Consider the following 25,992-nt stretch of genomic DNA (forward strand, 5'->3'; position numbering starts at 1 on the left):
GGGTTGATGCAGACCCGAGGGGACCGTATTCATTGATGTGCCCGGACCTCGGTGCGAAGATGGGTGAAGCACTACCGCTGAGCCGCAAAGCCCGGCACGATTGCCGGGCACCTGGGTTCGCCAACTGCGCAGACCCGAAGCCAATCACGGCGCCACGTGGGGATGGCCACGACCTCCTGTGGAGGAACGAATATGCAGCCTCCCAAAATCCGCCGCCTCCGCGTCGCGGACGTCAAAGTTGTTGACCGTCACACCCTGAAAAAGGCCCTCGGCGGGACCATCGTCGGCAACACCATGGAATGGTACGACGTCGGTGTGTTCGGTTATCTGATCACCACCATGGGTCCGGTGTTCCTGCCCGAGGCGGACAAAGCCGTGCAGAACCTGTTCCTGCTCGGGACCTTCGGCGCCACGTTCATCGCACGTCCCCTGGGCGGCGTCTTCTTTGGCTGGCTGGGGGACAAAATCGGCCGCCAGAAAGTGCTGGCCATGACCCTGATGCTGATGGCGGCCGCGACGTTCGCCGTCGGCCTTCTTCCGGGCTACGCGGTGCTGGGCATCTGGGCCGCCGTCCTTCTGGTGGTCACCAAACTGGTGCAGGGCTTTTCCACTGGCGGCGAGTATTCCGGAGCCACCACGTTCGTTTGTGAGCATTCCCCGGACAAACGCCGAGGCTTCTTCGCCAGTTTCCTGGACATGGGCAGCTACCTGGGTTTTGCCCTGGGAGCGGCGCTGGTCTCGGTGCTTCAACTGACCCTGGGCCAGGAGCAGATGGAAGCGTGGGGCTGGCGCATTCCCTTCCTGATCGCCGGTCCGCTCGGCATTGTGGCGATCTACTTCCGGATGAAAATCGAGGAGTCACCCGTGTTCCAGGCAACCCTGGAAGCGGAAGAGGAATCAGCCCGGCACCCGGAGACCGGGGAGGTGCTCGGTGCCATGGGCCCGGCAGGAATCTTCGGGGCGTACTGGCGCAGGATCGTGCTGGCCATGATCCTCGTGGCGGCCGCCAACACGGTGGGCTATGCCCTCACCTCCTACATGCCCACGTACCTGACCAGCAACAAGGGGTACGACGAGATCCACGGAACGCTGCTCACCATCCCCGTCCTGGTGGTCATGTCCCTGTGCATCCCGCTCACCGGGCATCTCTCGGACAGGATCGGACGCCGCCCCGTGTTGTGGATCGGCGCCGTCAGCACAGTGGTCCTGGCCATCCCCGCGTTCAGCCTGATCGCGGTGGGAACCGTCCCGGCCACCCTCGCGGGCCTGGCGCTGGTGGCCTTCCCTGTGACGTTCTACGTGGCCAACCTCGCGTCTGCGTTGCCGGCGCTGTTCCCGACGGCCCACCGCTACGGGGCCATGGGCATCGCCTACAACTTCGCCGTCGCCATCTTCGGAGGCACCACGCCGTTCATCATCGCCTCCCTTATCCAGGCGACTGGCAACGACATGATGCCCGCTTACTACCTCATGGCCACCTCGGCGGTGGCCATGGTCACCATCTACTTCCTGCCGGAATCCGCCCGCCGGCACTTGCCGGGGTCGATGCCCAGCGTGGACTCGGACGAGGCAGCCCGCGAGCTGGTGGCCACCCAGGACGGGAACCCGCTGCTGGATATGGACACCCTGCCCTTCGACAGCAGCTACGAGGCCGCGCGGGCCTCGCACGCGGGGCGTACGGGAACGGGTGGTTGACCGGTGCCTCAGGACCGGTTGTCCAGTACTGCCCTCAGTTTCTCGAAAGACTCCGTCCAGCCGCTGCGGTGCAGGGCCAGACGCTCCTCCGTCAGGAACGGTCCCTGCGAGAGCGCCAGGCGGGTGCCCTTGCCGTCGCTGTGGAGTGCGAGGTCGACGACGGTTTCCCGGTCGTCCGGCGTGGGTTCCTCCCAGCGGAAGGTGTACACCAGCCGCCAGGGCGGATCGATCTCCAGGAATTCGCCGGCGAGGTGGAACGGTTCACCGTCCGGCGGTGTCATGCGGAACCGGTAGCGGCCACCCTCCGTGAGGTTGAGGTCGACGGCGGGAAGGGTGAAGCCGTGGGGACCCCACCACTGTGACAGTGCGTCGGAGTCCGTCAGCATCCTGAAGATGTCTTCCGGGGGAGCAGCGAGGATGCACTCCAGGTTAAGGATCAGCCCGCCGGTTTCCGCGTTCCCGGTTTGCTCAGTCATTGCTCAACTCTGGCACCCGGCGGACGCTAACGGAAGGGCACCCGGCCGGGCCGCCGGGACGGGGGAACCCGCTTTGGCGATCAGCGCCCTGGCATCTTCGTCATGACTGCCGCCATTCTCGAGAAGGCTCACGTCGCGAGCATCAGCAGCCCGTTTTCCGTCACGGCCTGGCGGGACAGCGTTTTGTAGCCTTCCTGCTCGAACAGCACCGTGATCACGTCGTCCTCGTGCCTCATCACCAGGCCCGGCCCCCATTCCTTGTGGACGACGGAGGCCTGGAGCGGGAAAGGTTCCCCGCCCGCGGCGGCCGCGGCGGCGTCGTCGTAATCCTCTTCGTAGGCGGAGCCGTCGGTGCAGGTGTCGCAGTTGCCGCAGGGTTCGGGGAGGTCCTCGCCGAAGTAGCCCAGCAGGAACTGGCGCCGGCAGGCGTCGGTCTCGGCGTAGCCGCGCATCATCTCGATGCGGGAGCGGTCCACCCGCTGGCGTGCTTCGGAATGTTCGACGGCGCGTGCCACCACTGCGGGCAGCTTGGCTCCCGCTTCCAGCCGGATGCCGCGCTTGCCGGCCTTGACGGCGCGGGTTTCCTGCAGCTGGTTCAGCAGTCCGGTGAGCCTCCGCGGGGAGAATCCGGTCTGCTCGGCGAGGGCCTTCTGCTTCACCGGCCCGCCGGCGGCGCGCAGTGCCTGGAGGACGGCCAGGAGGGATTCCTCGTCCGGGGAGTGGGTGCCGAAGAACTTGCGCAGGCCCAGGTCCTCGGAGCGGTAGTGGAGCACGGCGGAGGCGGGTTGGCCGTCGCGCCCGGACCGGCCGATCTCCTGGTAGTAGCTATCCAGCGAATCAGGGATGTCGGCGTGGATGACGAAGCGGACGTTGGGTTTGTCGATGCCCATGCCGAAGGCGGTGGTGGCCACCACCACGTCCAGCTCGTCGTCGAGGAACTGCTCGTGGACGTGGTCCCGCTCGCTCTGCTTCCGGCCGGCGTGGTAGGCCTCGGCACGGAGGCCCAGGCCGGTGAGCTTGGCGGCGTAGGCCTCGGTGTCCTTGCGGGTGGCGGCGTACAGCAGTCCGGGGCCTTTGAGCGCGGCCACCTGCTGGATCACGGCGCGGCGCTTGTCCTTGTCCGTGTGGTGGCGGATGACCTCCAGCCGGATGTTGGGCCGGTCGAAGCCGTGCACCAGCACCAGCGGGTCCGTCATGCGCAGTCGCTGCTGGATTTCGTCGCGCACCGGGGGAGAGGCGGTGGCGGTGAGGCCGACGACGGGCGGGTTGCCCAGCTGCTCGCGGACCTCGCCGAGGCGCAGGTAGTCGGGGCGGAAGTCGTGGCCCCAGGAGGAGACGCAGTGCGCCTCGTCCACCACGAACAGCGGGACGTCCAGCGCTGCGAGCCGTTCCACGGTTTCCGTCTTGGCGAGCTGTTCGGGGGCGAGGAAGACGAAGGCAGCGTCGCCGTTTTCGGCGGCTGCCCAGGCCTCGTTGTTTTCGGCATCGCTATGGCCGGAGTTGATGGCGACGGCGGCCCCGCCGCCGAGCGTCTCCAGCAGGCCGTCCAGCTGGTCCTCCTGCAGGGCGATGAGTGGGGAAACCACGACGGCGGGAGCGCGCCTTGCGCCGTTTCGGTGCAGGTGCAGGGCCGCCACCTGGTAGATGGCGGACTTGCCGTAGCCGGTGGGCATCACGGCGAGGACATCCCTGCCGCTGACGGCGGCACCCATGCCGGCGAGCTGGCCGGCGCGGAGGTGCGGGAGCCCGAAGGTGTCCGCCGCGAGCTGGCGGAGGCCGGCGTCGGGGTCGGGGGCCGTGTCAGTGCGCAGGACAGGCTCAGAGGGGACGGTGTCAGCAGGGACGGCGGGGGCCTCGGTCATGATGGCAGCTCCGTGGGGGTGCGATCCGACGGCCGGGCGTCTTCAGCCGAGGGGTCCAGCATAACGCGGCGTCCGCAGGTGCGCTGAGGTTGGTAGGCGGAGAATCGGACAGCGGACAGTGGTTCATACCTCAAGAACCTGAGAAGAGGCTGGGAATTCTCTAGACATTGGATAAACGCAGGTTTAGGCTGAGCGCCATTGGGGGGCCCAATAAAAAACTCAGCTGGAGGCGAAGCATGCCACAATGCAGCAGATTGGTCTTTTTTTCAGCATTAACAACTTTGGCGCTATCAGCATTAGGGCTGACAGGCGCGACAGCGCATCCGGACGGCCAGCACGGTATGGACGACGGACATCTCATCGGGACCGGGGCGTCCGGCAAAATTGAACTCGTGGATGTCGTCGACCTGACAGACACTCCCGATTTGATCGCAGACGTCAGTGTCTCGCCGGACGGCAACACCGCCTTTCTCGCCAACTGGGGCGAGCCCGACTGTGCAGGGCCGGAAACCGGCGGACAAACCAGCCCGGATGCCGGCGTCTACATCGTTGACATCACCAGCGTGGACCAGGCCGCGCCCGCAGGATCGGAACCGAAACAGATCGGGTTTATCCCGTCGCACCAGGACACCCGCCCGGGAGAGGGCCTGCAGGTAGTGGAAGTCACTACTGCGAACTTCAGCGGTGAAGTCCTGGTGGTGAACAACGAAGCGTGCGGCAAGAATGGCAAAGGCGGGGTTTCCCTCTATGACGTTACGGACCCGCTGAATCCTAAGAAATTGTCCGAGAATTTCGGCGACCACGAACCGCGCAGCAGTGATTCCAACGAGATCCACAGCGCCTTTGCCTGGGACGCAGGGGACAACGCCTACGTGGTGGTCACTGACAACGAAGAGTTCACGGATGTTGACATTCTGGACATCACCAACCCGCACCGGCCACGTCTTATCGCGGAATACGACCTCAACGATTTCGACGTGCAGCAACCCGAACTTGGACTTACCGATTCCTTCCTGCATGACATGGTGGTCAAGGAAATCAACGGTCAGTTCATCATGCTGCTCTCGTACTGGGACGGTGGCTACGTTCTCCTGAACGTCGATGATCCCGCGAATGCCGTGTTCCTTGGCGACTCGGAGTTCGCCGCCGTTGACCCCGAGCTGCTTGAATCCTTGGGAGTGTCCCTCACCCCTGAGGGCAACGCCCATCAGGGGGAGTTTACGGCCGACAACCGGTTCATCATCAGCACGGACGAGGACTTCGCCCCTTACCGTACCGACGATTTCACTATCACCAGCGGCGCCCATCAGGGCACCTATCCCTCGGCGATTGTTTCCGGCGGTCAAGCCCCGGCCGTTCTGGACGACCTGACCCTGAACGGCCCCGTGGTCTATGGCGGCTACGGCTGCCCGGACTCTGCAGCCATTCCCACTCCAGCGAGCATCCCGGGGTACGTGGAATCCTTGGAACCCGGTGAGGAAACCACCCTTGTGCTCCAGAGAGGTCCCGTCGGCGACTCTGGTGCCACGGAAGCAGCCTGCTTCCCCGGCGAGAAGGCACATGAGGCAGCGCTTGCGGGCTGGGACGCCGTGCTCTTCGTGAACCATCACAGCGGTGAGGCTTTGTCAGGGGAGCCGTTCTGCGGCTCAGGCGCCTTCGTTGACGAGATCGTCGCCGTCTGCACCACCCATGCGGCCTTCCACCGGCTCTTCGACCTGGCACCCCTGGACGCGCCATGGACCTACCCTGAAAACCTGGCCATCGGGACCGTAGGCGCGGACATTGAAGTGGGTTCGGTCTTTGACGGCTGGGGCTACGTCCACCTTCTGGACGCCAACACGCTGGAGGAATTGGACACCTATGCCATCCCGGAAGCCCATGACCCGGCATTTGCCTTTGGCTTCGGGGACCTGAGCGTCCACGAGGTAGCCGTGGACCCCCAGGACCCGTCCCTGGCGTACCTGTCGTACTACTCCGGCGGCCTCCGGGCAGTCCAGATCCAGTGCAGCAACCCTGCTGACACTGCCACCTGTGAACTGGTGGAAGTCGGCGGATACCTCGACCCGGCAGGAAATGACTTCTGGGGTGTGGAAACGTTCGTCGGCGAGGACGGCATGACCTATGTCCTCGCGAGCGACAGGGACAGCGGCCTCTGGATCTTCAAGGATCCGTAACGAGGAACAACCAAGGGAGGGAGGCGGCTTGCCGCCTCCCTCCCTTTTTTGCGCGATACCGGGGACTGAAGATTTAGCTGGTCAGCGCGTACGCCTTCGGGAGCTTCAGGCCGCGCTGCTCCATGAGGGTGCGCAGGCGGGTGGGGTAGTCGGTGATGATGCCGTCCACGCCGAGGTCCATCAGGCGTGCCATGTCGGCCGTGGTGTTGACGGTCCAGGGGATGACGGGCAGGCCGAGTTCGTGGGCTTCGGCGATCATCTGGGGCGTGACGGAGCGGAACGCGGGGGAGATGACGTCGTAGCCCTGGGCCTTGGCGGCTTTTGCCAGGGAACCGCCGTAGGTGTCGATGTCGATGCCGCCGAGGTTGGGGCTGGCGCCGGCCTGGCCCACTTGGAGCCAGGCATCGCCGCTGGAGAGTGCCACCAGGGGCAGCTCCGGGGCGATCTTCCTGGTCAGGTTCAGCGAGGACCAGTCGAAGGACTGCACGGTGGTCCGGTCCGCCATGCCTGACGCCCGGATCTCGGCCACCACGGCCTCGGTCAGGGCAACCATGCCTCCGCCGCCGATCTCGCTGCTCTTCACCTTGGTCTCCACGTTGAAGCGGACCTTCTCGGCGTCGTGGTCGCGGGCCAGCTGGTAGACGTCCTTGAGCTCGGCGATCCGGTTGTCCTCGATGACCTGCTGCTCCGGGTAGCCGGGCAGCTGGGTGAAGCCGCAGTTCAGCGTCTTGACCTGGGCCAGCGACAGCTCGGCCACCCGGTCGCCCACGTACGGGAATTCGGGGTCGCCGGCGGTGGCGGGGGCGGTGTCGGTGCACTTGTTGGCCTGGATGGTGTCGTCATGCCAGATGATCACCTTGCCGTCCTCGGTCAGGTGTGTGTCCAGCTCCAGGGTGGTCACCCCGAGCTTCAGCGAGTTGCCGAAGGCCGCCAGGGACTCTTCGGTCCATTCGCCGCGGCCGCCGCGGTGGGACTGCAGGTCAAAGGAGCCATTGCTCTCATTGGTCCTCAGGGCTGAAGTAGCGGTTCCGGCAGCGTTCGACGACGGCGTGCCGGGTTCCGTGCCTGCGCCACTGTTTGTAGGGGCGGCGACGGCGGGGCTCGCCATGGCGGCGATCAGGGCGGCGGCTGCCGCTGCAGTCAGGACTGTGCGCATGGGAATGGTTCCTCCTGGATGAGACCGGTGCCGGCGCTGCGCCGGCTGACCCGGCCACGTTACGGAGGCCAGATGGCGCGGGGTGTGCGGGGAGTTGGCTGGGAGGTTAACAAGCACGCTGATGATCTGCAGCGGCGTGTGGGCCGGATCATGAAGCCCGGAATCGGCAGTATGACAAGCAATCTCAAGGCTGGATCAAGACTCAATCAACGTTATGTGAGGATCGGCGCAGATTTCGTTTTCCCTAGCACGGTGAGAAATACGCTTCTGGTGAGCAACATTTCGGCTTGAGAAAAAGGCCCGGCCATCGCCGGGCCTTAATTTATGGGGGCAACATTGTCGAATTACCAGACCCTTTTCGGTCCGGCACCTACCAGCGCGGGCCCCGGCCCGAGGCCGCCGCGCAAGCCGCGGGCTTCCACTTTCGTGGTGGGAGGTCTTACGGCGCTGCTTATGGTCATCGGGTGGTTCAGCAGCGGTTTAGGGGGCGCGCTGGTATTCCTGGCCATTTCCTTGGCGCTCACCGGCCTCTACGTCCTGGCGACCGGCCGCCGTTCCTGGGCATGGCTCCCGGCCAAGCGGAAGGCGGGGGCGGTTGCGCTGGCCGTCTCCTTCGCCCTCTTTATCGCGGGTGCCGCCGCGACGCCGCGTACTTCTGAATGGAACGTTGAGGCCGCCTCATCGGGCACCGCGGCTTCGCCAGCCACAGCGGCGGCGAGCCCGACGGCGGAAGCGACAGTGACGCCGTCGCCCGCTCCCGCCGTCCAGGAGACGGGCGCCCCGCTGGACCCCGATAGCCCCTACCTGTTGGCGCAGGGTGCCAGCGTGACGGCTCCGAAGACGCAGCCCGCCTTCGCCACAAAGGCGATTGACTTGCTGGCCACCCTTCCCATCAAGGGCAGGGCACCGAAGACGGGCTATGACCGGGCACTGTTCGGGCAGGCCTGGGCGGACGTTGACCGCAACGGCTGCGACACCCGGAACGACACTCTCAAGCGCGACCTGACGGGCATCACCTACACCAACAGCGTGCCCTGCAAGGTGCAGTCCGGAACGCTGGCGGACCCGTACACCGGCACCACCATCAAGTTCCTGCGGGGGAGTGCCACCAGCAGCGCCGTCCAGATCGACCATGTTGTGGCCCTCAGCGACGCCTGGCAGAAAGGCGCACAGCAGCTGACCACGGAACAGCGGACGGCCTTTGCCAACGATCCGCTGAACCTGCAGGCGACCGACGGCCCCACCAATATCAAGAAGGGGGCCGGCGACGCCGCCACCTGGCTGCCGCCGAACAAGTCCTTCCGCTGCGAATACGTTGCCCGGCAGATTTCCGTGAAGGCTACGTACAGCCTGTGGGTCACCCAGGCCGAACATGATGCGATGGCCAGGATCCTGGCCGACTGCTCGGGCCAGTTGGCGCCGACGAATGAGCAGGCTCCCGTTGCTGCCGCGCCGGCACCGGCCGCCGCTGAGCCCGCCCCCTTTGTGGCGGTGCCTGCCCCGGCAGCGCCCGCTCCCGCTGTCATTGCCCCGGCTCCCGCGCCTGTTGCCCCCGCGCCGGTGGCCCCGGCTCCGGTGGTTCCTGTTCCTGTTCCTGTTCCTGTTGCGCCGGCCCCGGCTGCCGCCTACTACGCCAACTGCGCGGCGGCGAAAGCCGCAGGTGCCGCCCCGCTGTACGCCGGGTCAGCGGGTTACCGGCCGGCGCTGGATCGCGACTCCGACGGCATCGCCTGCGAAGGCTAGACCAAATTTCCATCACTCCACAGTTTCAAACTTTCCAAGGGGGAAAAATGAAGAAGACACTGGCACTTGTTGTGCTCACCGTGCTCATGCTGACCGGCTGCGGCGGCAAGCAGTCGACAGCGACTGCTACCGGAACTGCAACCGCGACCGCTGTTGCAGCGGTTGCTGATACCGTCACGGTCCCAAGCGTGCTGGGCCTGACCTTGGATAAAGCCACGGAACAACTGGAAGACCTCGGGCTTGAGGTCAAGGCTAAGGACACCGTCGACGACAAGTCGATCTTTTCAAAGAAGAACTGGCAGGTGACGTCCCAGGACACCGCGGAAGGGGCGCAGGTGGCTAAGGACTCCACCGTGCACCTCGGCGTCAAGAGCCTCGAAAAGATCGCGGCGGAAAAGGCTGCCGCTGACAAGGCTTCCGCTGATAAGGCGGCGGCTGAGAAGGTGACTGGGGACAAGGCTGCGGCTGAGAAGGCGGCTGCGGACAAGGCTGCGGCAGATGCTGCTGCCGCGAAGTTGGCGGCCGAACAAGCGGCGGCGCAGCAGGCCGTCCCGCAGGCGCCGGTGCAACAGGCGGCCCCGCAGGTGCCGGTTGCTCCGGCGCCTTCCTCGGTCCAGTACGCCAACTGCACTGCGGCGCGTGCAGCCGGAGCCGCACCGATTTATGCCGGTGCGCCTGGTTATGGCAAGCATCTCGATCGGGACGGCGACGGCGTCGGGTGCGATAAATAGGTTCAGGCGCAGTGAAAAGCCGTGGGTACCTTCTTTTCCGGAGGTATCCACGGCTTTTCCCGCCCCGCGACCGGTGTCAATGAACCGGGCTAGCGCACTGGCAACACGTAGGGTCGTGTGCATGTTTGAACTTGTTGTCCCGGATGCGTCCTTCTACCCGTCGTTTGCCGAGTCCCACCGCGAGTGGGGCGGCGCCCATCAAGACGGTGCCGGGCTGTTGCCGGATGACGACATCACCAGCCCGGAGGGGTTCGCTGCCTGGGTCCGCAGGCTGGCGGGTGCTGAAGGAGTTGCCGAGGTAGGCGGCATTGTTCCTTGCAGCTATCGCTGGATCACAGGGGGCCAGCGGTATGTGGGAGCGATTGCTTTCCGCCACTACCTCACCCCGGCCCTCTTGAACTCGGGCGGGCATATCGGATACGGGGTTCGACCGTCCGACCGTGGGCGAGGGGCGGCGTCGTGGGCCCTGCATGAAGTGTGTGCTGGTCTGGCTGCGCAGGGAGAGCCTGATCGCGTTCTTCTGACCTGCGATGATGCAAATACAGCGTCCGCCAAGACCATCGAGCGCTGCGGAGGCCTGCTCGAAGATGTGAGGATGGGCGGGAACGGGCGGTATTTTCGGCGCTACTGGATTGATGTGGCGCGCTTTGAGCCAGGCGGGTTATGAGTACTGACATGTCGGGGCGGAGCCGCACCCACCAATGAGGAGGGCGCGGCCCCGGCGTCGTCGTGATTAGTGCTTGCTCTCCGGATCCGGTGCGTATTCCTGCAGGGCAGGTAGGGCCCGGCCGTCGAAATCGAACATGGCCTGGTTCTCCCACGCGTTACCGGTGGTGGGGTCGGCAGGATCCCAGCCGTTGCCCGGAACGGCGGTCCAGGCAGGTTCCCAGGATACGACGCCGAGTCCGCGCCCGCCCGGTGCAGATGCCACGACGTCCTGGACGGCCCGGAAGTTCGCGGCCTGCCCCTCCGGGGTGGCCGGGTAGCCGGGGATGAGCTGGTTTTCGCGGGCTATGACGTTCTCCCACGTATCTACCGTGTCGTCTTCGAGCGTGAACGGGTAGGAGTTTTCGACGACGATGACGTCGCGGTCGTAGCGGGCGGACAGTGTGGTGATGGCGTGCTGCAGGTCGGCCATGGAGCCGTGCCAGAAGCCGTAGTAGGACAGCCCGATGGTGTCGAACTGGACGCCCCGCTTGGTGACCTCGTCGTACCACCAGGTCAGGCCGCCGATGCCGTTGTTGATGTTGGTCAGGTGCAGGATGACGTCCGTCCCGGCGTCGACATCCTTGGTGGCGCGGGAGCCGGCGGAGAGGAACAGTGCCAGGTTGTCCCACTGCGCGCCCTTGACGTCGTCCCTGGGGTTGACGTCCCAGGTCTGGCCCAGCGGCCACAGCATGCCCGGGTTGATTTCGTTGCCCACCTGCACCGAGTCCGCGGTCGCGCCGGCGTCCTTCAGCGCGGTCAGCACCTCGAACGTGTGGGCATACACAGCGTCCGCCACTCCTTGCGGGCTCAGGCCAACCCAGGCGGCCGGCATCCCCTGGGCGCCGGGGTCGGTCCAGCGGTCGCTGTAGTGGAAGTCGACCAGGACCTTCATGCCGGCAGCCTTGGCACGCTTGGCCGTGGCCACTACTTCATCGGTGGTGTTGTAGCCGTCAGCGGGGTTGACCCATACCTTGAGCCGCACCATGTTCGCCCCGGCATCTGCGAAGGCGTCCACCGCGTCCACCTGCCGTCCGTTCGAGTCAAAGTAAACAGCGCCCATGTCCTCGTTCTTGGCCAGGTTGGAGAGGTCAGCGCCCCTGACTGCCCGCTGGACGGATCCGGGGGTGAGCGTGACGTCGTCGACGGCGGCCCAGTCACCGGTGGTGCCGCGGGTTTCGAGCACGATCTCGCACGAATTCTTCGTGACGTACGCGTCGGCCGAGATCTGCAGCCAGGCGCCGTCCTGGGCCGTGGAGGGCAGCACGGTCTCGCCGTCGACGCCGCAGTTCTTCAACGCGATCCGTGAAGCGCCGAGAGTGCCTTCAGCCTTCACGCGTGCCGAGACGGTCCACCAGCCCTCGGCCAGGGCGCCGGTCTTCTGGCGAAGATTCACCGTGCCGTCGGCGCCGAGTTGTTGCTTTAGTTGGGCATTTCCCGCCTCCGCCACAGCGGTGGAGAATGCGGGGTCGCCCGTGACCTTCCAGCCGTCCAGCCCGAGCGAAAAATCACCGTTGACAACGGCGCCTTCCGCCCGGGTGCCGGGGCTTTCCGCTACGGCCGGCCCAAGTCCGACGGGCAGCGAGACAACCGCAAGGAGCGAAGCTGCCACCACCGCAGAGCGTCGTTTGCTGTTTCTTGGGTGGTGGGCTTTTGGGTGGTGCCTTTTCATGTCGTCCTCCCTGACGGAATGAGTGGTAATGGGTGCTAGCGGACCAGAACGGACCGAAACGGGACTTAAGACCGTGCGCGCTCCCAGTTTTAGCACACACTAATCGCTTGTGGATAGGCCTTTTGGAACTAATTAGTGCAACCTGATGTGCATTAACTGTGACCGCGCACAGTTGTGGGTTATCGTGGACGTCCTTCAACCGGCCAGCCGGCGAGAGTGCAAGGTTACGTGCGCTAGTTGGTGTCCTGTTGTCCCCGCCGCAGGTGTCTGTGGTGCAGTTCGTAGCTGTCGAAGACATCGGAAGACGTGGTTCCTGAATGGCCGAATTTGCCGCGGAGGACGTCCGCGAGTCCGTCCAGTGCCGCGTGGAGCATCCGTCCGGCGAACTGGAGTTCAGGGCTCTCGCTCCGCCGGGCCTGGGATGCCAGCTCCTGGGCGTAGGCCACCGTGGCCGGCAGGGAGCCGCGCTGCTCGATTTCACGGAAGTAGTAGGTTTCATGGAACGCCAGCAGGTCAATGCTCACTGAAGCAACGTTTCCGGCCATCGACTCCAGCAGCCCGGCAGCATGCTGGGGATCCAGCGACGAGACACCCGCCGGACCTGCAGCCTCCCTGAACAGATTTAACTGGTGGGCAAGGGCCCGGCGGCGGTTCAGGGCCGGGTACGTCTGCAGGATCCAGGTAACCGTGGCTGTCAGCAACCCGAAACCGGTGACGGCCTGGAGGGCCACAACCAGCCTGAGCACCGGATGCCCCGGCACAATTTCGCCGAACCCTACGGTGGAGAGAGTGACCAGGGAGATGTAGAGCGCTTCGGCGAAGTCGCCCCGCTGTGGAACCCCGGCTCCGTGGACAAAGCCGGCCGGCAGATGGGGCAGATAAAGCAGGGCCCAGCCGATCGCCGCCAAGCCTGCCCAGGCGCCGATAACAGCGGCCATGGCCAAAGGTGCCGCGATGAAGGAGCCCCGGCCCCGCAGTTTTCTCGATACCAGCCAGAATCCGCGCATGATCGCCCGGCCCACAGGACCGGAACCGTGCGGATACAGGAGCGTACGAAAGACGTCAACGAGCATCAGCAGAACCAGCCCGGCGCCCAAAACCGTCCAGAGCGTGTCCTCGAAGTCCATGCCTCATCTTATGGGCGGCGCCCTGGGCACAGTGAAAACAGGCGAACCCCGCAGTGCCGGGCACTGCGGGGTTCGTCACTGGCTGGATGCGGGTTACTCGGAATCGGGTTTCTGTTCCCGGTCCCGGAGGTTCTTCTTGATCTCGTCGAATTTCTCCTTGATGACCCGCTCCGCTTCCGAGAGGGTTTTCCCGGCGCTGCTCAGGGGATCCATCTGAAGGTAGACGTTCTGGCTGACAGGCACGTCGTACTCGTCCTTCAGATGGGTGCCGCCGCCCACTCCCTGAAGGGACAGGTACACCAGAGCGTCCGTCCGGGCAATGCCGGCGAGTGTTCCGAAAACAACCGTGAAGTCGTTCGATTGAAAGCTCACAGTCTGACCGATATGGCTGCGGTCCAGGTCACCGGCTGCCACCGGCTTCTCGGACGGACTTCCGCTGTAGCTCATGAACTTCTCCTAATAAGTCGAGGGACACGTACCCCAGCAGTCTATATACGGCGACCGAGAAGCTCCGGCGGTCCCGAGGACTGATACCTATCCGCCCCGCGACCTATGACAAATAGGTATCGCAGCGAAGTGGATTGAACCGCATGGCATATGAAAGCCTACGTACGTTGCGCCACTACGGGACGCGACCCCAGACGTTTCCATCCTTCTGTCCGATTGGTACTCCATGTCCACACTCAACACCGGCCGCGACGACGCAGCCGTTCCACAGCGTGCACGTCTTCTCCCCAACGCCCAGCGGAAGTCGCTGATTGCGGTGGTGGCCGGCAACTTCCTTGAGTGGTTCGACTGGACCCTCTACGCCCTCCTGACCACGTACCTCGCTGCCAACTTCTTCAACAGCGGCGATCCGCAGTCGGCGGTGCTGTCCACGTTGGCCGTCTTCGCGGGCGGCTTCCTGGCCCGGCCGCTGGGCGGCCTGATCTTCGGCGTGGTGGGGGACAAGTTGGGCCGGAAGGCTTCGCTGGTTATCTGCATGCTGCTCATGGGTGCCGGCAGCCTCATGATCGCCTTGATCCCCTCCTATGAATCCATCGGGGTCTGGGCTTCGGTTCTGCTGCTGACCGCGCGCCTCGCGCAGGGGATCGCGCACGGCGGCGAAAGCGGGAACGCCTACACCTACCTGGCCGAGATTGCTCCGGCGAAGAAGCGCGGCCTGTGGGGCAGCAGCATCATGATGACCATGCTGCTGGGCATCATGGCGGCAACGGCCCTCAGCATCCTGCTGACGTCGGTGTTCCCGAAGGCGGAGATGCTGGAGTACGGCTGGCGTTACGCCTTCGCCGCAGGCGCGCTGCTGGCGATCTTCGCCCTCTATCTGCGCAGCCAGGCGGTCGAATCAGGCTTCTTCGTCGAAGCCAAGGCCACGCACGGCACGGCCAGGACCGTCACCAAGCGCCAGCTGACCATCATCGCCGTCCGGATCCTGATGCTGTCCCTGCTGACCAACGTCCTGTACTACACGTGGGTGAGTTTTGCGTCTTCCTTCGCCATCTCCGGCAAGGGCATGGACCCCAACGGCGCGTACATCGCCACCTTCGCGGCCCAGACCCTGGCGTTCATTGCGCTGCCGTTCATGGGCTGGCTCTCGGACCGGATCGGGCGCCGCAAGCAGCTCACCATCTGGGCCGTCGCAGTCATCGTGGTGGTGTTCCCCATCAGCGCGATCCTGACCTCCGAGCCTTGGACGCTCTTCGTTTCGCAGGGCATCTCGCTGCTGGTCTGGGCCATCCAGTCCTCCATCCATTCCACGATCATGGCGGAGCAGGCGCCCACGGAAGCCAGGGCCACCAGCGTGGGGATCTGGACCTCGGTGGGAGCGGCAGTCTCCGGCGGTACGGCGCCGTACCTCTACACGTGGCTGAGCTCCATGCAACTCGGCTGGGTCTTCTCGCTCTACATCGTGGTCCTGGCCATCGCCACCTTGGTGACCATCAGGTTCATCCCGGAAACAGCCGGCATCGAAATGGACCAGATTCCGCTGCCCGGCGAGGAAGTTCCGGCAGATGGGACTGCCCGGGCGGACGACGACGAGAACGTCGCCTCGGCCCGCTAACGGACGGGCAGCAATCGCCCTGGTAACGCGCCGCCGTCGGGAATTCCGACGGCGGCGCGCGGCTTTGCCGCGGTCCCGGGCTCAGCAGCTAGATGGGGCTGCCGAACTCGCGGATCGTTATTCCGGTGAAGTTTGCCGGACCGCCGTCGGCGTAAAGCGAGATGCCGGTGTCGCCGTCGGCGAAATGCACTTGCTGTGAAAGCACCGTGTGCCCGGCGTTCACGAACACTTCGACGCTCTGCGTATCGACGAAGATGCGCAGGTGCACCGATCGCGCGTTGGCGTCGATGGGCGCGGCAGCACGCGAGTAGGGCGCAAGCGAGTAGCGGCTCTGGTCCGAGGGCGCGCGGTCGACGTACAGCTCGCCGCCGTACTTGCCGACGTTGGTATGACGCCGGCCGTCCGAGGAGCGGCCCACCGAGACGCCAACGTTCGTCGCCACGTCCCAGGAGATGTCGAGCTCCAGCTCGTAAGCGCGCCCGCTCCGCGGCAGCACGGAGCTGCCGCTGACCGTGCGGTCGGGGAGTGTGGTGGTCGCGGTGACGTAGCCCGAAAGCGCTTCGACGGGGGTGCTGAGCAGGCTGTACCAGCCGCCCGGCTGGTGCTCCAGCCGCAGTTCCCGCACGATCGAGTTCTGCCCGTTGTACCCGTCGGACGCATCGGTGGGCACGTCGCGGGCCGCGTACTTCCAGTTGTTCATCCAGGCGATGGCAAGGCGCTTTGTCTCCGGCGCCTGGACCGATGGCCACGTCACGGCGGCGTACCAGTCCCAGCCCCAGTCGAGCCACTGCGGTGTGAGGTTGCCGGTGATGAACGCCGTGCCGTTCCAGGTGCCTGTCCAATATGCGAAGGTCATCGGCAGGCCCACACTGTAGGCATCCATGCTCGCACCGAGCACCCAGTGCCGTGTGCCGTCGCCGGCGGTCATCTCGAACAGGTCGGGGCACTCGATCCCGCCGAGGGCATGGTTCGGGAAGTCGAAGTTGGATTTCCACTGCCAGTCCCGCAGGTTCGGCGAGGTGTAAAAGGCCGCGTAGCGCGCCCGCCCGATCACGCACACCCATTCGCTGCGAACCGCGTCCCAGTGGATCTTGGGGTCGCGGAACCACTCTGCGTTTTCGATCTCTGCGGGTGTGGTGGCCGTGCGGCCGTCGGGGTTGACGATCACCGGGTCGGGGAGCGCCGTGAAGGTGTAGCCGCCGTCGGCGGACCAGTAGAGGTACTGCTCCTGGTACTTGCGGATCCCGCCGGTGGGCTGTGTTGAGAGTGCGATCACCGCCCCCGCGCCGAAGCCGGCGGTGTTGTCGGCGTCGACGACGGCGGATCCGGACCACACCGGGAAATCGGGCTGCAAGGGCATCACCGTGCCGTGGTGGGTGAACGACACGCCATCGCTGGTGGTCGCGTGGTCCCATCCGCCCGGGCCGTTGTTCTGCCCGGAGTGCAGGTAGTAGAGCTGGTGGGCGCCGTTGGTATAGACGGGGCGCTGCGGGTCGCACAGCCAGCCCGACGGGGGAGTCATATGAAAGACGGCCCGCAGGGATGACCGGGCGTGCGCTGCAGCGGGTACGGCGCTGCCGGCGAAAAGCGTAAGAGCCCCGACGCCTGCGCCTTGCAGGGCAGCGCGTCGTGAAATGTCGTGCGTCATGAAGTGGATTCCTCACCGTTGAGGGGCGCCGACTATCACCGGCTACGCAGGACGATAGTGTGATCCACGGGCTTTGGTCAAGCGTTTAATCAAAGTGGGGTTGCCGCCATCCCAGCCCCGGAAACGGGTCACAATCGACGGAAGAAACTAATTCTGCTAAAACGCTTGATCATCCCGTACATTGACGCTAGGTTCATGGTGATCAAACGCTTTAGCAGAATGGACATCAGCGCAGATGAAACGCTCAGTCTTCTTCCAGCCCACCGATGGATGGGTTGGTGACCTTATCCCCTTCGAGAAGGACGGAGAGTTCTGGCTCTTCTACCTCCACGAAGTACGGTCGGACCCGAAACCCGGCACGTCATGGAACCTCGTCACCACAAAGGACCTCACCCAGTTCGAGGACCACGGAGTGGCCCTGCAGCACGGCACGGAGGACGATCTGGACTTCAATGCCTACACGGGCAGCGTCGTCGTCGATGAAACCGGAATCCACCACCTGTTCTACACCGGGCAGAACCCGCGCAACCTGGGAGCGGACGGTGCTCCCCTCCAGCTGGTCATGCACGCCACCAGCACCGACGGAATGCAGACCTGGACCAAACATCCAGAACTCACCTTCGGCGCTCCCCACGGCTTCGAGTCCGGGGACTGGCGGGATCCCTTCGTGTTCCGGGATGACAGCACAGGCCGGTGGCGGATGCTGCTGGCGGCCCGGCACTCCGCCGGACCGGAACGGCGCCGCGGCGTCATCGCCCAGTGCGTCTCCACCGACCTGATGACCTGGGAGTACGCGGAGCCGTTCTGGGATCCGCGCCGCTACATCACGCACGAATGCCCGGACGTCTTCGCCTGGGGCGACTGGTGGTACATGGTCTACTCCGAGTTCTCCGAATCGTTTACCACCCGGTACCGCATGGCCAAGAGCCCCGACGGGCCGTGGACGGTCCCGGACCGGGACAGCATCGACGGCCGGGCGTTCTACGCCTCAAAGACAGCCGAACGGGACGGCCGCCGCTTCTTCTTCGGATGGATCGCCAGCAAGGAAGGCAACACCGACCACGGCCCCTGGCAGTGGGCCGGCACCATGTCCGTACTGGAGGCCCGCCAGAACCCGGACGGGACGCTCGCGTTCGGCTTCGCGGACGAACTCGTGGACAGCTTCTGGGACGACGTCGCCGTTTCACTGACAAGCGGGCTGCCCACGCGACTGGACGCGCCGGACGGATACACCGTCGTCGTATCCGACGAGGAACTGCCCAGCCAGTTCTACGCCAAGGCTGTGCTGGACATCGCCCCTGACACCACCGAATGCGGGCTGCTGCTGCGTTCCAGCCAGGACGGGGACCACTCGTACATCCTGCGCCTGGAACCGAAGCGTGGCCGGCTCGTCTTCGACCGCTGGCCACGGGCTATCACCGGAGATGCCCAATGGCACGTGTCCGGGGACGTCCCATACGACGTCGAACTGGAGCGCCCCTGCGAGCTCGCCCCCGGCCCACACACTTTGGAAGTGATCGTCGACGGCGACCTGTGCGTCGCCGTCGTCGACCGGCAGGTGGCGCTCAGCACCCGGATCTACGACCTGACCGCGGGACGGATCGGCCTTTTTAGCGGTGAAGGATCCGCCACCGTCACCGAACTTGAGATACGCACGCGCACCGAAAACTGAACGTCCCCACCCCAACCTCTGTTCCAATCAAGGGAGATTGCCGCAATGAAAAAACTATTCCGTGCTGCCGCCGTCGCAGCCGCCGCAGCCCTGGCTTTGTCGGCCTGCGGTGGCGTAGGAGCTTCCAGCGACCCGGCCAACGTCAGCCCCACCGGGGAGATCAAACCCCGTGAAATTTCGTGGCTGCTATCCCGTCCGGCCGACGGTGCAGTCATCAACATCATGAAGAAGCTCGCTGACGACTATGCCAAGGACCACCCGGGCTTCGAACTGAACCTCATCACCACCCCGGACCGCCCCTCCTACATCCAGAAGCTGGAGACCCTGGCGGCGGCCAACAAGCTCCCTGAGCTCTTCGACACGGACGCCACGCCCTTCGCCCAGCAGCTGGCAAAGCAGGGCAAAATGGTCGACGCCGGGAAGCTCCTGAAGTCTCTGGACATCTACGATGACTACCGGCCCGGGGCGCTGGACTACCAGCGCTTTGACGACGGCTCGTTGTACATGATCCCGTTCCAGTTCGAGCTGGAATATTTCTGGTACAACAAGGCACTGCTGGAAAAGGCCGGCGTCACGGTGCCGAAGTCCCTCGATGACATCCCGGCGATGTGCACGGCGCTGCGCAGTGCGGGGATCACCCCGATCGCCATCGACGGCCAGGACCAGTGGCCCCTGGAACGCTATGTGGCCTATCAGCCGTTCCGGGAAGCCGGCCCGGAGTTCGTCCAGAAGCTGAAGAAGGGCGAGGCCACGTTCGCCGATCCTGCAGGGCAGAAGACCGTTGAATGGATGGCCGAGCTCGGCAAGGCCAAGTGCTTCCAGGACGGCTTCTCCGCCCAGGGCTACTCCGACGCGCAGAACCAGTTCACGTCCGGCCAGGCGGCGATGTACAACATCGGCACGTGGGAGCTGCCCAGCCTGGCCACGGACAAACTGAATTCCGAGGTCCGGGACGACATCGATTTCTTCACCCTGCCAATGACAGCTGGTTCGGTGACGTCGGCCAACGAGTTCGTCTCGCCGTCGGGCATCGGAATGGCAGTCAACTCCAAGACCTACGATCCGTTGGTGAGTGACTTCCTGAAGTTTGCCCTGGAGAAGTACCCTGCCGAGTACGCGGCCACCGGTGCCCTCTCACCCACCACCAACGTGGAGACCACGGTCCCGGCCAACGCCACCCCGCTGTACAAGAAGGCCCTGCAAACGGCGGACACCCTCGGGGCAAAGCAGGCCATGCCGTGGGACACCCAGCTGGACCCCACCACCAACGGCAGGCTTCAGCAGGAACTCGTGCTCCTGGTGCAGGGCAACATCACGCCTGAGCAATTCACCAGCACCATGGACAACACCATCAAGCAGAACGCCCCCAAGTTCTTCAAGTAAACCGCAGCGGCGGGGGATCGAAAGGTCCCCCGCCCGAAAGGCCCAGCCATGCTTCCCAACAGGTCGAGGACCTCAGTCCTGGTTTTCCTGCTTCCACCCTTGCTGCTCTACTGCGCAGCCGTACTCTTCCCGATTCTTCAATCGTTGTTCCTCAGCTTCTTTTCCTGGAACGGCATCAGCGACATGGAGTTCGTCGGGCTGGACAACTACGTCCGGATGCTCACCGCCGATGACATCTTCTGGCGCTCGTTCTTCAACGCGCTCCTGTACCTGGCCATCTGCCTGGTCCTGCAGCTCGGCGGCGCCCTGGTGGTGGCCAGCCTGCTCACGTCCCTCCGCCGGGGACGGGAGCTCATCAAGACCCTCTACCTGCTGCCGGCCGTGATCTCCACGGTGGCGATCGCGTTCCTCTTCGTGCGCATCTACTCCATCGACCCGGTCGGGCTGCTCAACCAGCTGCTGCACTGGATCGGGCTCGGCAGCTTGGAACGCGCCTGGCTGTCCGACGTCAACACGGTACTTGCTGCGGTCTCCGCTCCCGAGGGCTGGCGATTCACCGGTCTGTACATGCTCATCATTTACGCCGCGCTGATAGCCGTGCCCAAGGAGCTGGAAGAAGCTGCCGTTCTGGACGGCGCCTCGAAGTGGACGCTCTTCACGAAGATCCGCTTCCCGTACATCCGGCCGGTGTGGATCACCACCACCATCATGGCCACCACCTACGGCCTGCGCGGCTTCGACATCCCCTACCTCATGACCAACGGCGGCCCCGGCCAATCCTCGGAACTGCTCACCACGTACATGTATAAAACAGCATTCACCAGTACGGACTTCGGGTACGCCAGCACCATCTCCGTGTTCATTGTGATCGAGTGCCTCGTCGCCGTCGGCCTCATCCTGTTCATGCTCAAGCGGAAGGCAGACTCATGATCACCCAAACAGCCCCGGTCACTCCACCCACCGCCGTCGTGCCCCCAAAGCCCGCCATCACAAGGCGACGCCGGAAGCCCAGCCTTCAGCGGACCTTGTCGCGGGTGCTGATCATGCTGATCGTGATCGTCCAGGTCTACCCGCTCGCCTGGCTGTTCCTGACCAGCCTGCGCACCGAGCAGGACTTTGCCACCGGTGACCCGTTCGCACTGCCGAGCTCGCTGACGTGGGAGAACTACGCGCGGGCGTTCGAAACGGGCGATCTCGGCAGGTATATCCTGAACAGCTTCGTCGTCACCATGGGTGCCAACGTGCTGATCGTCCTGTTTGGCATGATGGCCGCCTACGCCATCCAGGTCCTGGGTTTCCGCCTGAGCAGGTTTGTCCGAGGGCTCTTCCTGATCGGAATCATCGTTCCCGTCCAGATCGCCCTGGTCCCGCTGTTCATCGATTACTCAACGGTGAACCTGCTGGACACCTACCAGTCGATGATCATCCCGCTGGCCGGCTTCGCACTGCCCATGTCCATCTACCTGTTCTCCTCGTTCTTCGAATACATCCCCCGGGAAACCTACGAAGCCGCCTCCCTGGACGGCGCCGGCCCGTACCGGATCTTCGGACTGATTACGCTGCCGCTGTCGCTGAACACGGTGGTCACCGTGGTGCTGGTCAACAGCATCTTCATCTGGAACGACTTCATCTTCGCCAACACGTTCGTGCTCTCCGAGGATCTGAAAACAATCCCCTTGGGCCTGCAGAACTACATCGGCGCCATGGGCAAGGTGGATTGGACTGCCACCTTCGCTGCTGTGTGCGTCACCATCACGCCCCTGCTCCTGGTCTTCCTGGTCCTGAACAAGGCCATGATCCAGGGCTTGGAAAGCGGGGCGACGAAGGGATGACGGCCAGGGCGGATGGATATACTCCTGATGGAGGACAGATGATTTCGCAGGAGAAAAATTCAGGCAGCGCGGCCACCCCCGACGTTCCTGTGAGGAAAAGCCGTGCCCAGCCGGTGACTCTCCGCGAAGTGGCTGAAGCAGCCGGTGTGTCCACTGCCACGGTGTCGCTGGTGATCAACAAGAAGAAGAACGCCCGCATTGCGGAGCAGACGCGCCAGCGCGTCAAGGATGCGATCCGGCAGCTCGGGTACCGCCCCAACGCCATGGCCAAGACGCTGGTCAGCGGCACCTCAAAGTTCATCGGCCTCGTCGCAGACGGCGTAGCCACCACCCCGTTCGCGGGTCAGATCATCCACGGAGCGCAGGACGAAGCCTGGAAACACGGCTACGCACTGCTGATCGCCAACACCGAGAGAAACCGCGACCTGGAAAAGGACGCGATCGCCATGATGCTGGAGTACAAGGTGCGCGGCATCCTGTACTCGACATGGTTCCACCGTCCCACTGTCGTCCCCGAAACGCTGCGGGAGGCGGACTTCGTCCTGGTCAACTGCTTCTCTCCGGAGCCCGGCGCGGCCCGTGCTGTGGTACCCGACGAAGAGCAGGGAGGGCGGTCAGCGACGGAAATCCTGCTCCGCGGCGGCCATCGGCGCATCGCCTTCATCAACGCCACCACCCCCGCGCCCGCCAGGGATGGACGGCTCCAGGGTTACAAGGATGCGCTGGAGGCTGCCGGAATTCCGTTCGACCCGGAGCTGGTGCTGGAAGCCTACCCGGATCAGGAAGGCGGATACGGCGCTACCGAAGAGTTGCTCAAGCGCCACGTCACCGCTGTGTTCTGCTACAACGACCGGATGGCGATGGGACTTTACGACGGCCTGCGGGAAAACGGGTTGTCCCTTCCGGATGACATGGCTGTTGTGGGCTTTGACAACCAGGAAGTTATCGCCGCCCACCTTCGGCCTCCGCTGTCCACAGTGTCCCTGCCCCACTACGAGCTCGGGGCGGCAGGAGTCCGCATCCTGCTGGGCCTGGACGAAGCCCCCGGCGACGCCGCGGTGAAGATGATGTGCCCCGCCGTCGAACGGTCGTCGGTGGCGGTGCGCACGCCGGCTTAGGTTGCCGAACCCGCCGGACCCCAGGAGGCGAGGAGGGCGAGGCCCGCGGCCACTGCGGCGCTGAGAACCACTGCGCCCAGCCAGAGCGAGACGGGCCAGCGGATCGCGTCTGTCACCGCGAACGCAACGAGCTGTCCCGTCCACAGGACAGCCGCGATTCCTCCCATGACCGCGGGCAGCCGCCTGCCCAGCCAGATTTCCGGAATCCGGGCCAGCAGCAGGTCGGCCACGACGGCGGCAATGGTGGCGCCCGCGGCTCCCGCAACTGAATACGTGCGGAAGCCCAGCATGGCGACGGGCAGCCATGCTGCAGCGGCCACCAGCAGGGTGACAACCCCGCGGGCCGGACGCTTCGCCGCGGAGAGCGTGAAGAGCAAGGGGGCCATGATCAGCGCGGTGGTCAGCAGGTAGCTGGCCAGGGTGATGACCACCGGCATCTCCGATTGGACGCGCCCGGGGCTGCCGAACGGCGTTGGAACAAAGAGGGCCGTTGGCCCCGGCCGGACGAAGGCGGAGACATAAATGAGGAAGAACGCCCCCAGCCCGGTCATGAGTACGACGGCGAACAGCGCCGCCGGTGTCAGGGCCGGGTGATCGTCGGGGCCGGCTGAATGACTGGCCCGGGCGCTCCGGACCGCCGTGCCGAGGATGAGGAAGAGGCTGAAGCCCAGCAGCAGGTGGGTGGGGCTGACCAGGGCATCCAGCGAGACCTCGATGCCCAGGAGCTCGTGCCACAGCAGGTCCAGGCCGCCGGCAATGGCAAAGAGGATGAGCCCCACCAGGGTTCCCCGGTAGCCGGCCGGGATGGCCTGCACCAGCGGCTGCCCCGGTGTCCGGTTCCGCCAGATCACGACGGCGGTCCACGCCGCCGTCGCCAGCATGCCGGAGTAGAGGGCGGCGTGCCACGGGGTGAAGAACGTCTCCAGGCTGGGAAGGTTCAGGTGCGCCCAGCCGTCCAGGAAGACGGCCAGCACCAGCCACAGGCCCAGGAGTACGGTGAGCAGGTCGCGGCGTCCGTCGGTCCTGGTGGTAAATGCAGTTTCGAGCATCGTTGGCTACTCCATGAAGGTGTCAGGTGGAGGTGTCAGGTGCGCTTACGGCACGAGCACGATTTTTCCCGTGGCAGCCGAGGACTCGAGCATTTCGTGAGCGCGACGGGCATCGGACAGCGGCAGACGCTCAGCCACGACCGGGTGGATCTCGCCGCGGCGGAGCATTTCGAGCAGGACGCGGAAGTCCTCCCGGAACCAGTCCTGGTGGCGAATGCGCAGCTTCTGGACCCGGTAGGAGAGCACCCGCCGGCGGGGTGAGAGCAGCCCCCAGAGCGCGACGCCGACGGTGGCCGCCCACCACTCGACCCACCCCCGCCAGCTCTTCCGCCCGTGAACGAGGGTGGAGTAGTGGCCGAACACGACGAGCCTTCCCCCGGGCCGCAGCGCGCGGAAGGAGCGCAGCGACAGTGCGCCGCCGAGCCCGTCAAGGGCAACATCGACGCCTTCGCCGGTCAATTCGCGCACACGCGTGACGAAATCCTCGTTCTGGTAGTCGATCGCGACTGCGCCGAGCCGCTCCACAGCGGCGCGGTCGCTGGCTGAAGCGGTGCCGTAGAGGCGAAGACCGGCCAGCGTTCCGAGCTCGAGGACCGCAGTGCCTACCCTGCCAGCTGCGCCGTGCACAAGCAAAGTTTCCCCGCTCTTGGCGATCGCCACGCGGTGTATCAGCTGGTAGGCGGTCATGTAAGGGAATACGAGGCTCACAACCTCAGCCGCGTCGAGGTCCTCGGGCACCTCCACCGCGTACTTCTCGGGAACGCAGACGAGCTCCGCGTTCGCGCCCCATACTGTCAGTGCGCCGATGCGTTGGCCCTCTCGCAGCCTGGTGCAGCCCTGGCCCAACTGGTCGACGACGCCGACCAGCTCGTAGCCGGGAGTGAACGGCGGCTTCGGCACGCCGAAATATGTGCCGGCGCGCAGTAGGGAGTCGGTGAATGACACGCCAGATGCCAGAACCCTGACCCGGACCTCGCCCGGACCCGGCCGGGGATCGTCGGCCTCCACCACTTTCAGGACCTCTGGACCGCCGAAATGGTCGACGACGACACGCTTCATGCGGCCAGCGTACGCCTGTCGCTGGCGGTCAGGTCAGGGACTTAGGTCCGGTCTCGGAAAGGAGCCTCCGGAGGAGCTGAAGTCAGGATCGGCACCTAAAACTGTGGCGTTCTGTCGGCCGCGGGCCGCTTCCACAGCGCGACGGCCAGGACCGCGACCCAGAGCAGGAACGCACCAATGCTGATTCTTTCGCCGATGCCCAGCACGAGGTTCGGTCCCGGGGCCGCCATGAACGCCACCATGCCCATCACCGCAGAAGTCGCGAGCGAGACGATCGAATACGCGCGCATCCGGCCGTGGAACCCTGCGGCCACAGAACACATGGCCGCGACCATGAGGGCGAGCTGGATGTTGGTGGCGAGGATATGCATGGGAATGGAAGCATCGTCCCCCAGTGTCAGCGGGTAGAGGGCGCCCATGATGTTCCACAGCCCGTAGCCGGTGAGCAGGCCGCCGGCGATGCGCAGGGCGCGGTTGCCGCGCACGGAGTTCCAGACCCCTACGCCGAACGCTGTAAACAGCACCGTGTAGAGCCAGGTGAAGGGCACCAGGACGTCCCGGCCGGGGGAGCCGACGGCGAAGAGTTCGCTCACCATCTGTTCGGAACGGCGGTACCCGTCCCATTGGGATGCTGCCACCACGTCGGTGGCAACCACGTACAGCAGCGAAGACAGCGGTCCTGCGGCGAGAAGGGCCTTGCGAGTCACGTCACGGCGCTGGCTTTCCTGCGTCGCGGCCCGCCTGCGCAGCGGGAGCCGGGGCTTGTCGATTGACATGTCCGGATGTCCTCAGAGCCCGCGGTCTGGCAAGGCTCGGTGCGGGGCCCGC

General features: G+C 65.0%; 21 protein-coding genes. 11 read left to right on the forward strand and 10 right to left on the reverse strand.

Features of this window, described 5'->3' with window-relative positions; all coding sequences use genetic code 11:
- Nucleotides 1–162: 162 nt before the first annotated feature.
- On the forward strand, nucleotides 163–1,695 hold the full coding sequence (locus WMN78_RS06590) for an MFS transporter (protein ID WP_340532759.1): 1,533 nt from the start codon (nucleotides 163–165) through the stop codon (nucleotides 1,693–1,695).
- Between the two features lie 8 nt (nucleotides 1,696–1,703).
- Here the strand turns inward: WMN78_RS06590 and WMN78_RS06595 are convergent, their stop codons facing one another.
- Nucleotides 1,704–2,171, reverse strand: a complete 468-nt coding sequence (locus WMN78_RS06595; protein WP_340532760.1) for an SRPBCC domain-containing protein — start codon at nucleotides 2,169–2,171, stop codon at nucleotides 1,704–1,706.
- 128 nt (nucleotides 2,172–2,299) lie between these two features.
- A complete protein-coding gene (locus tag WMN78_RS06600; RefSeq protein ID WP_340532761.1) occupies nucleotides 2,300–4,033 on the reverse strand; it encodes a RecQ family ATP-dependent DNA helicase in 1,734 nt (577 codons plus the stop codon).
- 341 nt (nucleotides 4,034–4,374) lie between these two features.
- On the opposite strand from WMN78_RS06600, the gene WMN78_RS06605 reads away from it, so the two are divergent.
- A complete protein-coding gene (locus WMN78_RS06605) occupies nucleotides 4,375–6,207 on the forward strand; it encodes a hypothetical protein (RefSeq protein WP_340532762.1) in 1,833 nt (610 codons plus the stop codon).
- 73 nt (nucleotides 6,208–6,280) lie between these two features.
- Here WMN78_RS06605 and WMN78_RS06610 read toward each other — a convergent pair whose 3' ends face one another.
- Nucleotides 6,281–7,363 carry a glycerophosphodiester phosphodiesterase family protein gene (locus tag WMN78_RS06610; RefSeq protein WP_340532763.1) on the reverse strand — a complete coding sequence of 361 codons (1,083 nt, stop codon included), beginning with the start codon at nucleotides 7,361–7,363 and terminating at the stop codon, nucleotides 6,281–6,283.
- Nucleotides 7,364–7,699: 336 nt separating this feature from the next.
- On the opposite strand from WMN78_RS06610, the gene WMN78_RS06615 reads away from it, so the two are divergent.
- The 3 genes from WMN78_RS06615 to WMN78_RS06625 all read left to right on the forward strand — a co-directional run bounded on the left by WMN78_RS06615 (nucleotide 7,700) and on the right by WMN78_RS06625 (nucleotide 10,504).
- Nucleotides 7,700–9,106, forward strand: a complete 1,407-nt coding sequence (locus tag WMN78_RS06615; RefSeq protein ID WP_425341124.1) for a GmrSD restriction endonuclease domain-containing protein — start codon at nucleotides 7,700–7,702, stop codon at nucleotides 9,104–9,106.
- Nucleotides 9,107–9,153: 47 nt separating this feature from the next.
- Nucleotides 9,154–9,837 (forward strand): excalibur calcium-binding domain-containing protein, encoded by a 684-nt coding sequence (locus WMN78_RS06620; RefSeq protein WP_340532765.1) that lies wholly within the window; start codon nucleotides 9,154–9,156, stop codon nucleotides 9,835–9,837.
- 121 nt (nucleotides 9,838–9,958) lie between these two features.
- Nucleotides 9,959–10,504: a GNAT family N-acetyltransferase gene (locus WMN78_RS06625; RefSeq protein ID WP_340532766.1), complete on the forward strand. Its 546-nt coding sequence runs from the start codon at nucleotides 9,959–9,961 to the stop codon at nucleotides 10,502–10,504.
- Between the two features lie 66 nt (nucleotides 10,505–10,570).
- Here WMN78_RS06625 and WMN78_RS06630 read toward each other — a convergent pair whose 3' ends face one another.
- From WMN78_RS06630 to WMN78_RS06640, 3 genes are all read right to left on the reverse strand, one after another.
- Nucleotides 10,571–12,214 carry an arabinogalactan endo-1,4-beta-galactosidase gene (locus WMN78_RS06630; protein ID WP_340532767.1) on the reverse strand — a complete coding sequence of 548 codons (1,644 nt, stop codon included), beginning with the start codon at nucleotides 12,212–12,214 and terminating at the stop codon, nucleotides 10,571–10,573.
- A gap of 233 nt (nucleotides 12,215–12,447) precedes the next feature.
- Complete coding sequence (locus tag WMN78_RS06635; RefSeq protein WP_340532768.1) at nucleotides 12,448–13,341, reverse strand: potassium channel family protein; 894 nt, start codon at nucleotides 13,339–13,341, stop codon at nucleotides 12,448–12,450.
- Between the two features lie 93 nt (nucleotides 13,342–13,434).
- On the reverse strand, nucleotides 13,435–13,788 hold the full coding sequence (locus WMN78_RS06640; protein ID WP_340532769.1) for a hypothetical protein: 354 nt from the start codon (nucleotides 13,786–13,788) through the stop codon (nucleotides 13,435–13,437).
- A gap of 226 nt (nucleotides 13,789–14,014) precedes the next feature.
- On the opposite strand from WMN78_RS06640, the gene WMN78_RS06645 reads away from it, so the two are divergent.
- The gene (locus tag WMN78_RS06645) at nucleotides 14,015–15,403 is read left to right on the forward strand and encodes an MFS transporter (RefSeq protein WP_340532770.1); all 1,389 of its coding nucleotides are present in this window, start codon (nucleotides 14,015–14,017) and stop codon (nucleotides 15,401–15,403) included.
- 88 nt (nucleotides 15,404–15,491) lie between these two features.
- On the opposite strand, the gene WMN78_RS06650 is transcribed toward WMN78_RS06645, so the two are convergent.
- The gene (locus WMN78_RS06650) at nucleotides 15,492–17,051 is read right to left on the reverse strand and encodes a glycoside hydrolase family 32 protein (RefSeq protein ID WP_340532771.1); all 1,560 of its coding nucleotides are present in this window, start codon (nucleotides 17,049–17,051) and stop codon (nucleotides 15,492–15,494) included.
- A gap of 235 nt (nucleotides 17,052–17,286) precedes the next feature.
- Between WMN78_RS06650 and WMN78_RS06655 the strand changes: the two genes are divergently transcribed.
- Genes WMN78_RS06655 through WMN78_RS06675 form a run of 5 tightly spaced genes read left to right on the forward strand, consistent with a single transcriptional unit; the run spans nucleotide 17,287 to nucleotide 23,056 of the window.
- Nucleotides 17,287–18,723: a GH32 C-terminal domain-containing protein gene (locus WMN78_RS06655; RefSeq protein WP_340532772.1), complete on the forward strand. Its 1,437-nt coding sequence runs from the start codon at nucleotides 17,287–17,289 to the stop codon at nucleotides 18,721–18,723.
- Nucleotides 18,724–18,768: 45 nt separating this feature from the next.
- Nucleotides 18,769–20,106: an ABC transporter substrate-binding protein gene (locus WMN78_RS06660; protein WP_340532773.1), complete on the forward strand. Its 1,338-nt coding sequence runs from the start codon at nucleotides 18,769–18,771 to the stop codon at nucleotides 20,104–20,106.
- 48 nt (nucleotides 20,107–20,154) lie between these two features.
- Nucleotides 20,155–21,036 (forward strand): sugar ABC transporter permease, encoded by an 882-nt coding sequence (locus WMN78_RS06665; protein ID WP_340532774.1) that lies wholly within the window; start codon nucleotides 20,155–20,157, stop codon nucleotides 21,034–21,036.
- Nucleotides 21,033–21,938, forward strand: coding sequence for a carbohydrate ABC transporter permease (locus WMN78_RS06670; RefSeq protein ID WP_340532775.1), 906 nt, complete (start codon nucleotides 21,033–21,035; stop codon nucleotides 21,936–21,938). The genes WMN78_RS06665 and WMN78_RS06670 overlap by 4 nt, the downstream gene beginning before the upstream one ends.
- Before the next feature lie 38 nt (nucleotides 21,939–21,976).
- Nucleotides 21,977–23,056: a LacI family DNA-binding transcriptional regulator gene (locus tag WMN78_RS06675; RefSeq protein ID WP_340532776.1), complete on the forward strand. Its 1,080-nt coding sequence runs from the start codon at nucleotides 21,977–21,979 to the stop codon at nucleotides 23,054–23,056.
- Here the strand turns inward: WMN78_RS06675 and WMN78_RS06680 are convergent.
- The 3 genes from WMN78_RS06680 to WMN78_RS06690 form a co-directional block, all read right to left on the reverse strand.
- The gene (locus tag WMN78_RS06680) at nucleotides 23,053–24,105 is read right to left on the reverse strand and encodes a hypothetical protein (protein ID WP_340532777.1); all 1,053 of its coding nucleotides are present in this window, start codon (nucleotides 24,103–24,105) and stop codon (nucleotides 23,053–23,055) included. The genes WMN78_RS06675 and WMN78_RS06680 overlap by 4 nt on opposite strands.
- Before the next feature lie 45 nt (nucleotides 24,106–24,150).
- On the reverse strand, nucleotides 24,151–25,164 hold the full coding sequence (locus WMN78_RS06685) for a medium chain dehydrogenase/reductase family protein (protein ID WP_340532778.1): 1,014 nt from the start codon (nucleotides 25,162–25,164) through the stop codon (nucleotides 24,151–24,153).
- A 95-nt stretch (nucleotides 25,165–25,259) separates the two neighbouring features.
- On the reverse strand, nucleotides 25,260–25,940 hold the full coding sequence (locus WMN78_RS06690) for a DUF998 domain-containing protein (protein WP_340532779.1): 681 nt from the start codon (nucleotides 25,938–25,940) through the stop codon (nucleotides 25,260–25,262).
- Nucleotides 25,941–25,992 lie beyond the last annotated feature (52 nt).

Origin of the sequence: Arthrobacter oryzae, assembly GCF_037911235.1 — a bacterium.
Lineage (GTDB): Bacteria > Actinomycetota > Actinomycetes > Actinomycetales > Micrococcaceae > Arthrobacter > Arthrobacter oryzae_E.

What these genes read in the sequence shown, in the direction of transcription:
- WMN78_RS06590 (WP_340532759.1), top strand. Translation starts at nt 163, where the DNA reads ATGGCCACGACCTCCTGTGGAGGAACGAATATGCAGCCTCCCAAAATC.
- WMN78_RS06595 (WP_340532760.1), bottom strand. Translation starts at nt 2,171, where the DNA reads ATGACTGAGCAAACCGGGAACGCGGAAACCGGCGGGCTGATCCTTAAC.
- WMN78_RS06600 (WP_340532761.1), bottom strand. Translation starts at nt 4,033, where the DNA reads ATGACCGAGGCCCCCGCCGTCCCTGCTGACACCGTCCCCTCTGAGCCT.
- WMN78_RS06605 (WP_340532762.1), top strand. Translation starts at nt 4,375, where the DNA reads ATGGACGACGGACATCTCATCGGGACCGGGGCGTCCGGCAAAATTGAA.
- WMN78_RS06610 (WP_340532763.1), bottom strand. Translation starts at nt 7,363, where the DNA reads ATGCGCACAGTCCTGACTGCAGCGGCAGCCGCCGCCCTGATCGCCGCC.
- WMN78_RS06620 (WP_340532765.1), top strand. Translation starts at nt 9,154, where the DNA reads ATGAAGAAGACACTGGCACTTGTTGTGCTCACCGTGCTCATGCTGACC.
- WMN78_RS06625 (WP_340532766.1), top strand. Translation starts at nt 9,959, where the DNA reads ATGTTTGAACTTGTTGTCCCGGATGCGTCCTTCTACCCGTCGTTTGCC.
- WMN78_RS06630 (WP_340532767.1), bottom strand. Translation starts at nt 12,214, where the DNA reads ATGAAAAGGCACCACCCAAAAGCCCACCACCCAAGAAACAGCAAACGA.
- WMN78_RS06635 (WP_340532768.1), bottom strand. Translation starts at nt 13,341, where the DNA reads ATGGACTTCGAGGACACGCTCTGGACGGTTTTGGGCGCCGGGCTGGTT.
- WMN78_RS06640 (WP_340532769.1), bottom strand. Translation starts at nt 13,788, where the DNA reads ATGAGCTACAGCGGAAGTCCGTCCGAGAAGCCGGTGGCAGCCGGTGAC.
- WMN78_RS06645 (WP_340532770.1), top strand. Translation starts at nt 14,015, where the DNA reads ATGTCCACACTCAACACCGGCCGCGACGACGCAGCCGTTCCACAGCGT.
- WMN78_RS06650 (WP_340532771.1), bottom strand. Translation starts at nt 17,051, where the DNA reads ATGACGCACGACATTTCACGACGCGCTGCCCTGCAAGGCGCAGGCGTC.
- WMN78_RS06655 (WP_340532772.1), top strand. Translation starts at nt 17,287, where the DNA reads ATGAAACGCTCAGTCTTCTTCCAGCCCACCGATGGATGGGTTGGTGAC.
- WMN78_RS06660 (WP_340532773.1), top strand. Translation starts at nt 18,769, where the DNA reads ATGAAAAAACTATTCCGTGCTGCCGCCGTCGCAGCCGCCGCAGCCCTG.
- WMN78_RS06665 (WP_340532774.1), top strand. Translation starts at nt 20,155, where the DNA reads ATGCTTCCCAACAGGTCGAGGACCTCAGTCCTGGTTTTCCTGCTTCCA.
- WMN78_RS06670 (WP_340532775.1), top strand. Translation starts at nt 21,033, where the DNA reads ATGATCACCCAAACAGCCCCGGTCACTCCACCCACCGCCGTCGTGCCC.
- WMN78_RS06675 (WP_340532776.1), top strand. Translation starts at nt 21,977, where the DNA reads ATGATTTCGCAGGAGAAAAATTCAGGCAGCGCGGCCACCCCCGACGTT.
- WMN78_RS06680 (WP_340532777.1), bottom strand. Translation starts at nt 24,105, where the DNA reads ATGCTCGAAACTGCATTTACCACCAGGACCGACGGACGCCGCGACCTG.
- WMN78_RS06685 (WP_340532778.1), bottom strand. Translation starts at nt 25,164, where the DNA reads ATGAAGCGTGTCGTCGTCGACCATTTCGGCGGTCCAGAGGTCCTGAAA.
- WMN78_RS06690 (WP_340532779.1), bottom strand. Translation starts at nt 25,940, where the DNA reads ATGTCAATCGACAAGCCCCGGCTCCCGCTGCGCAGGCGGGCCGCGACG.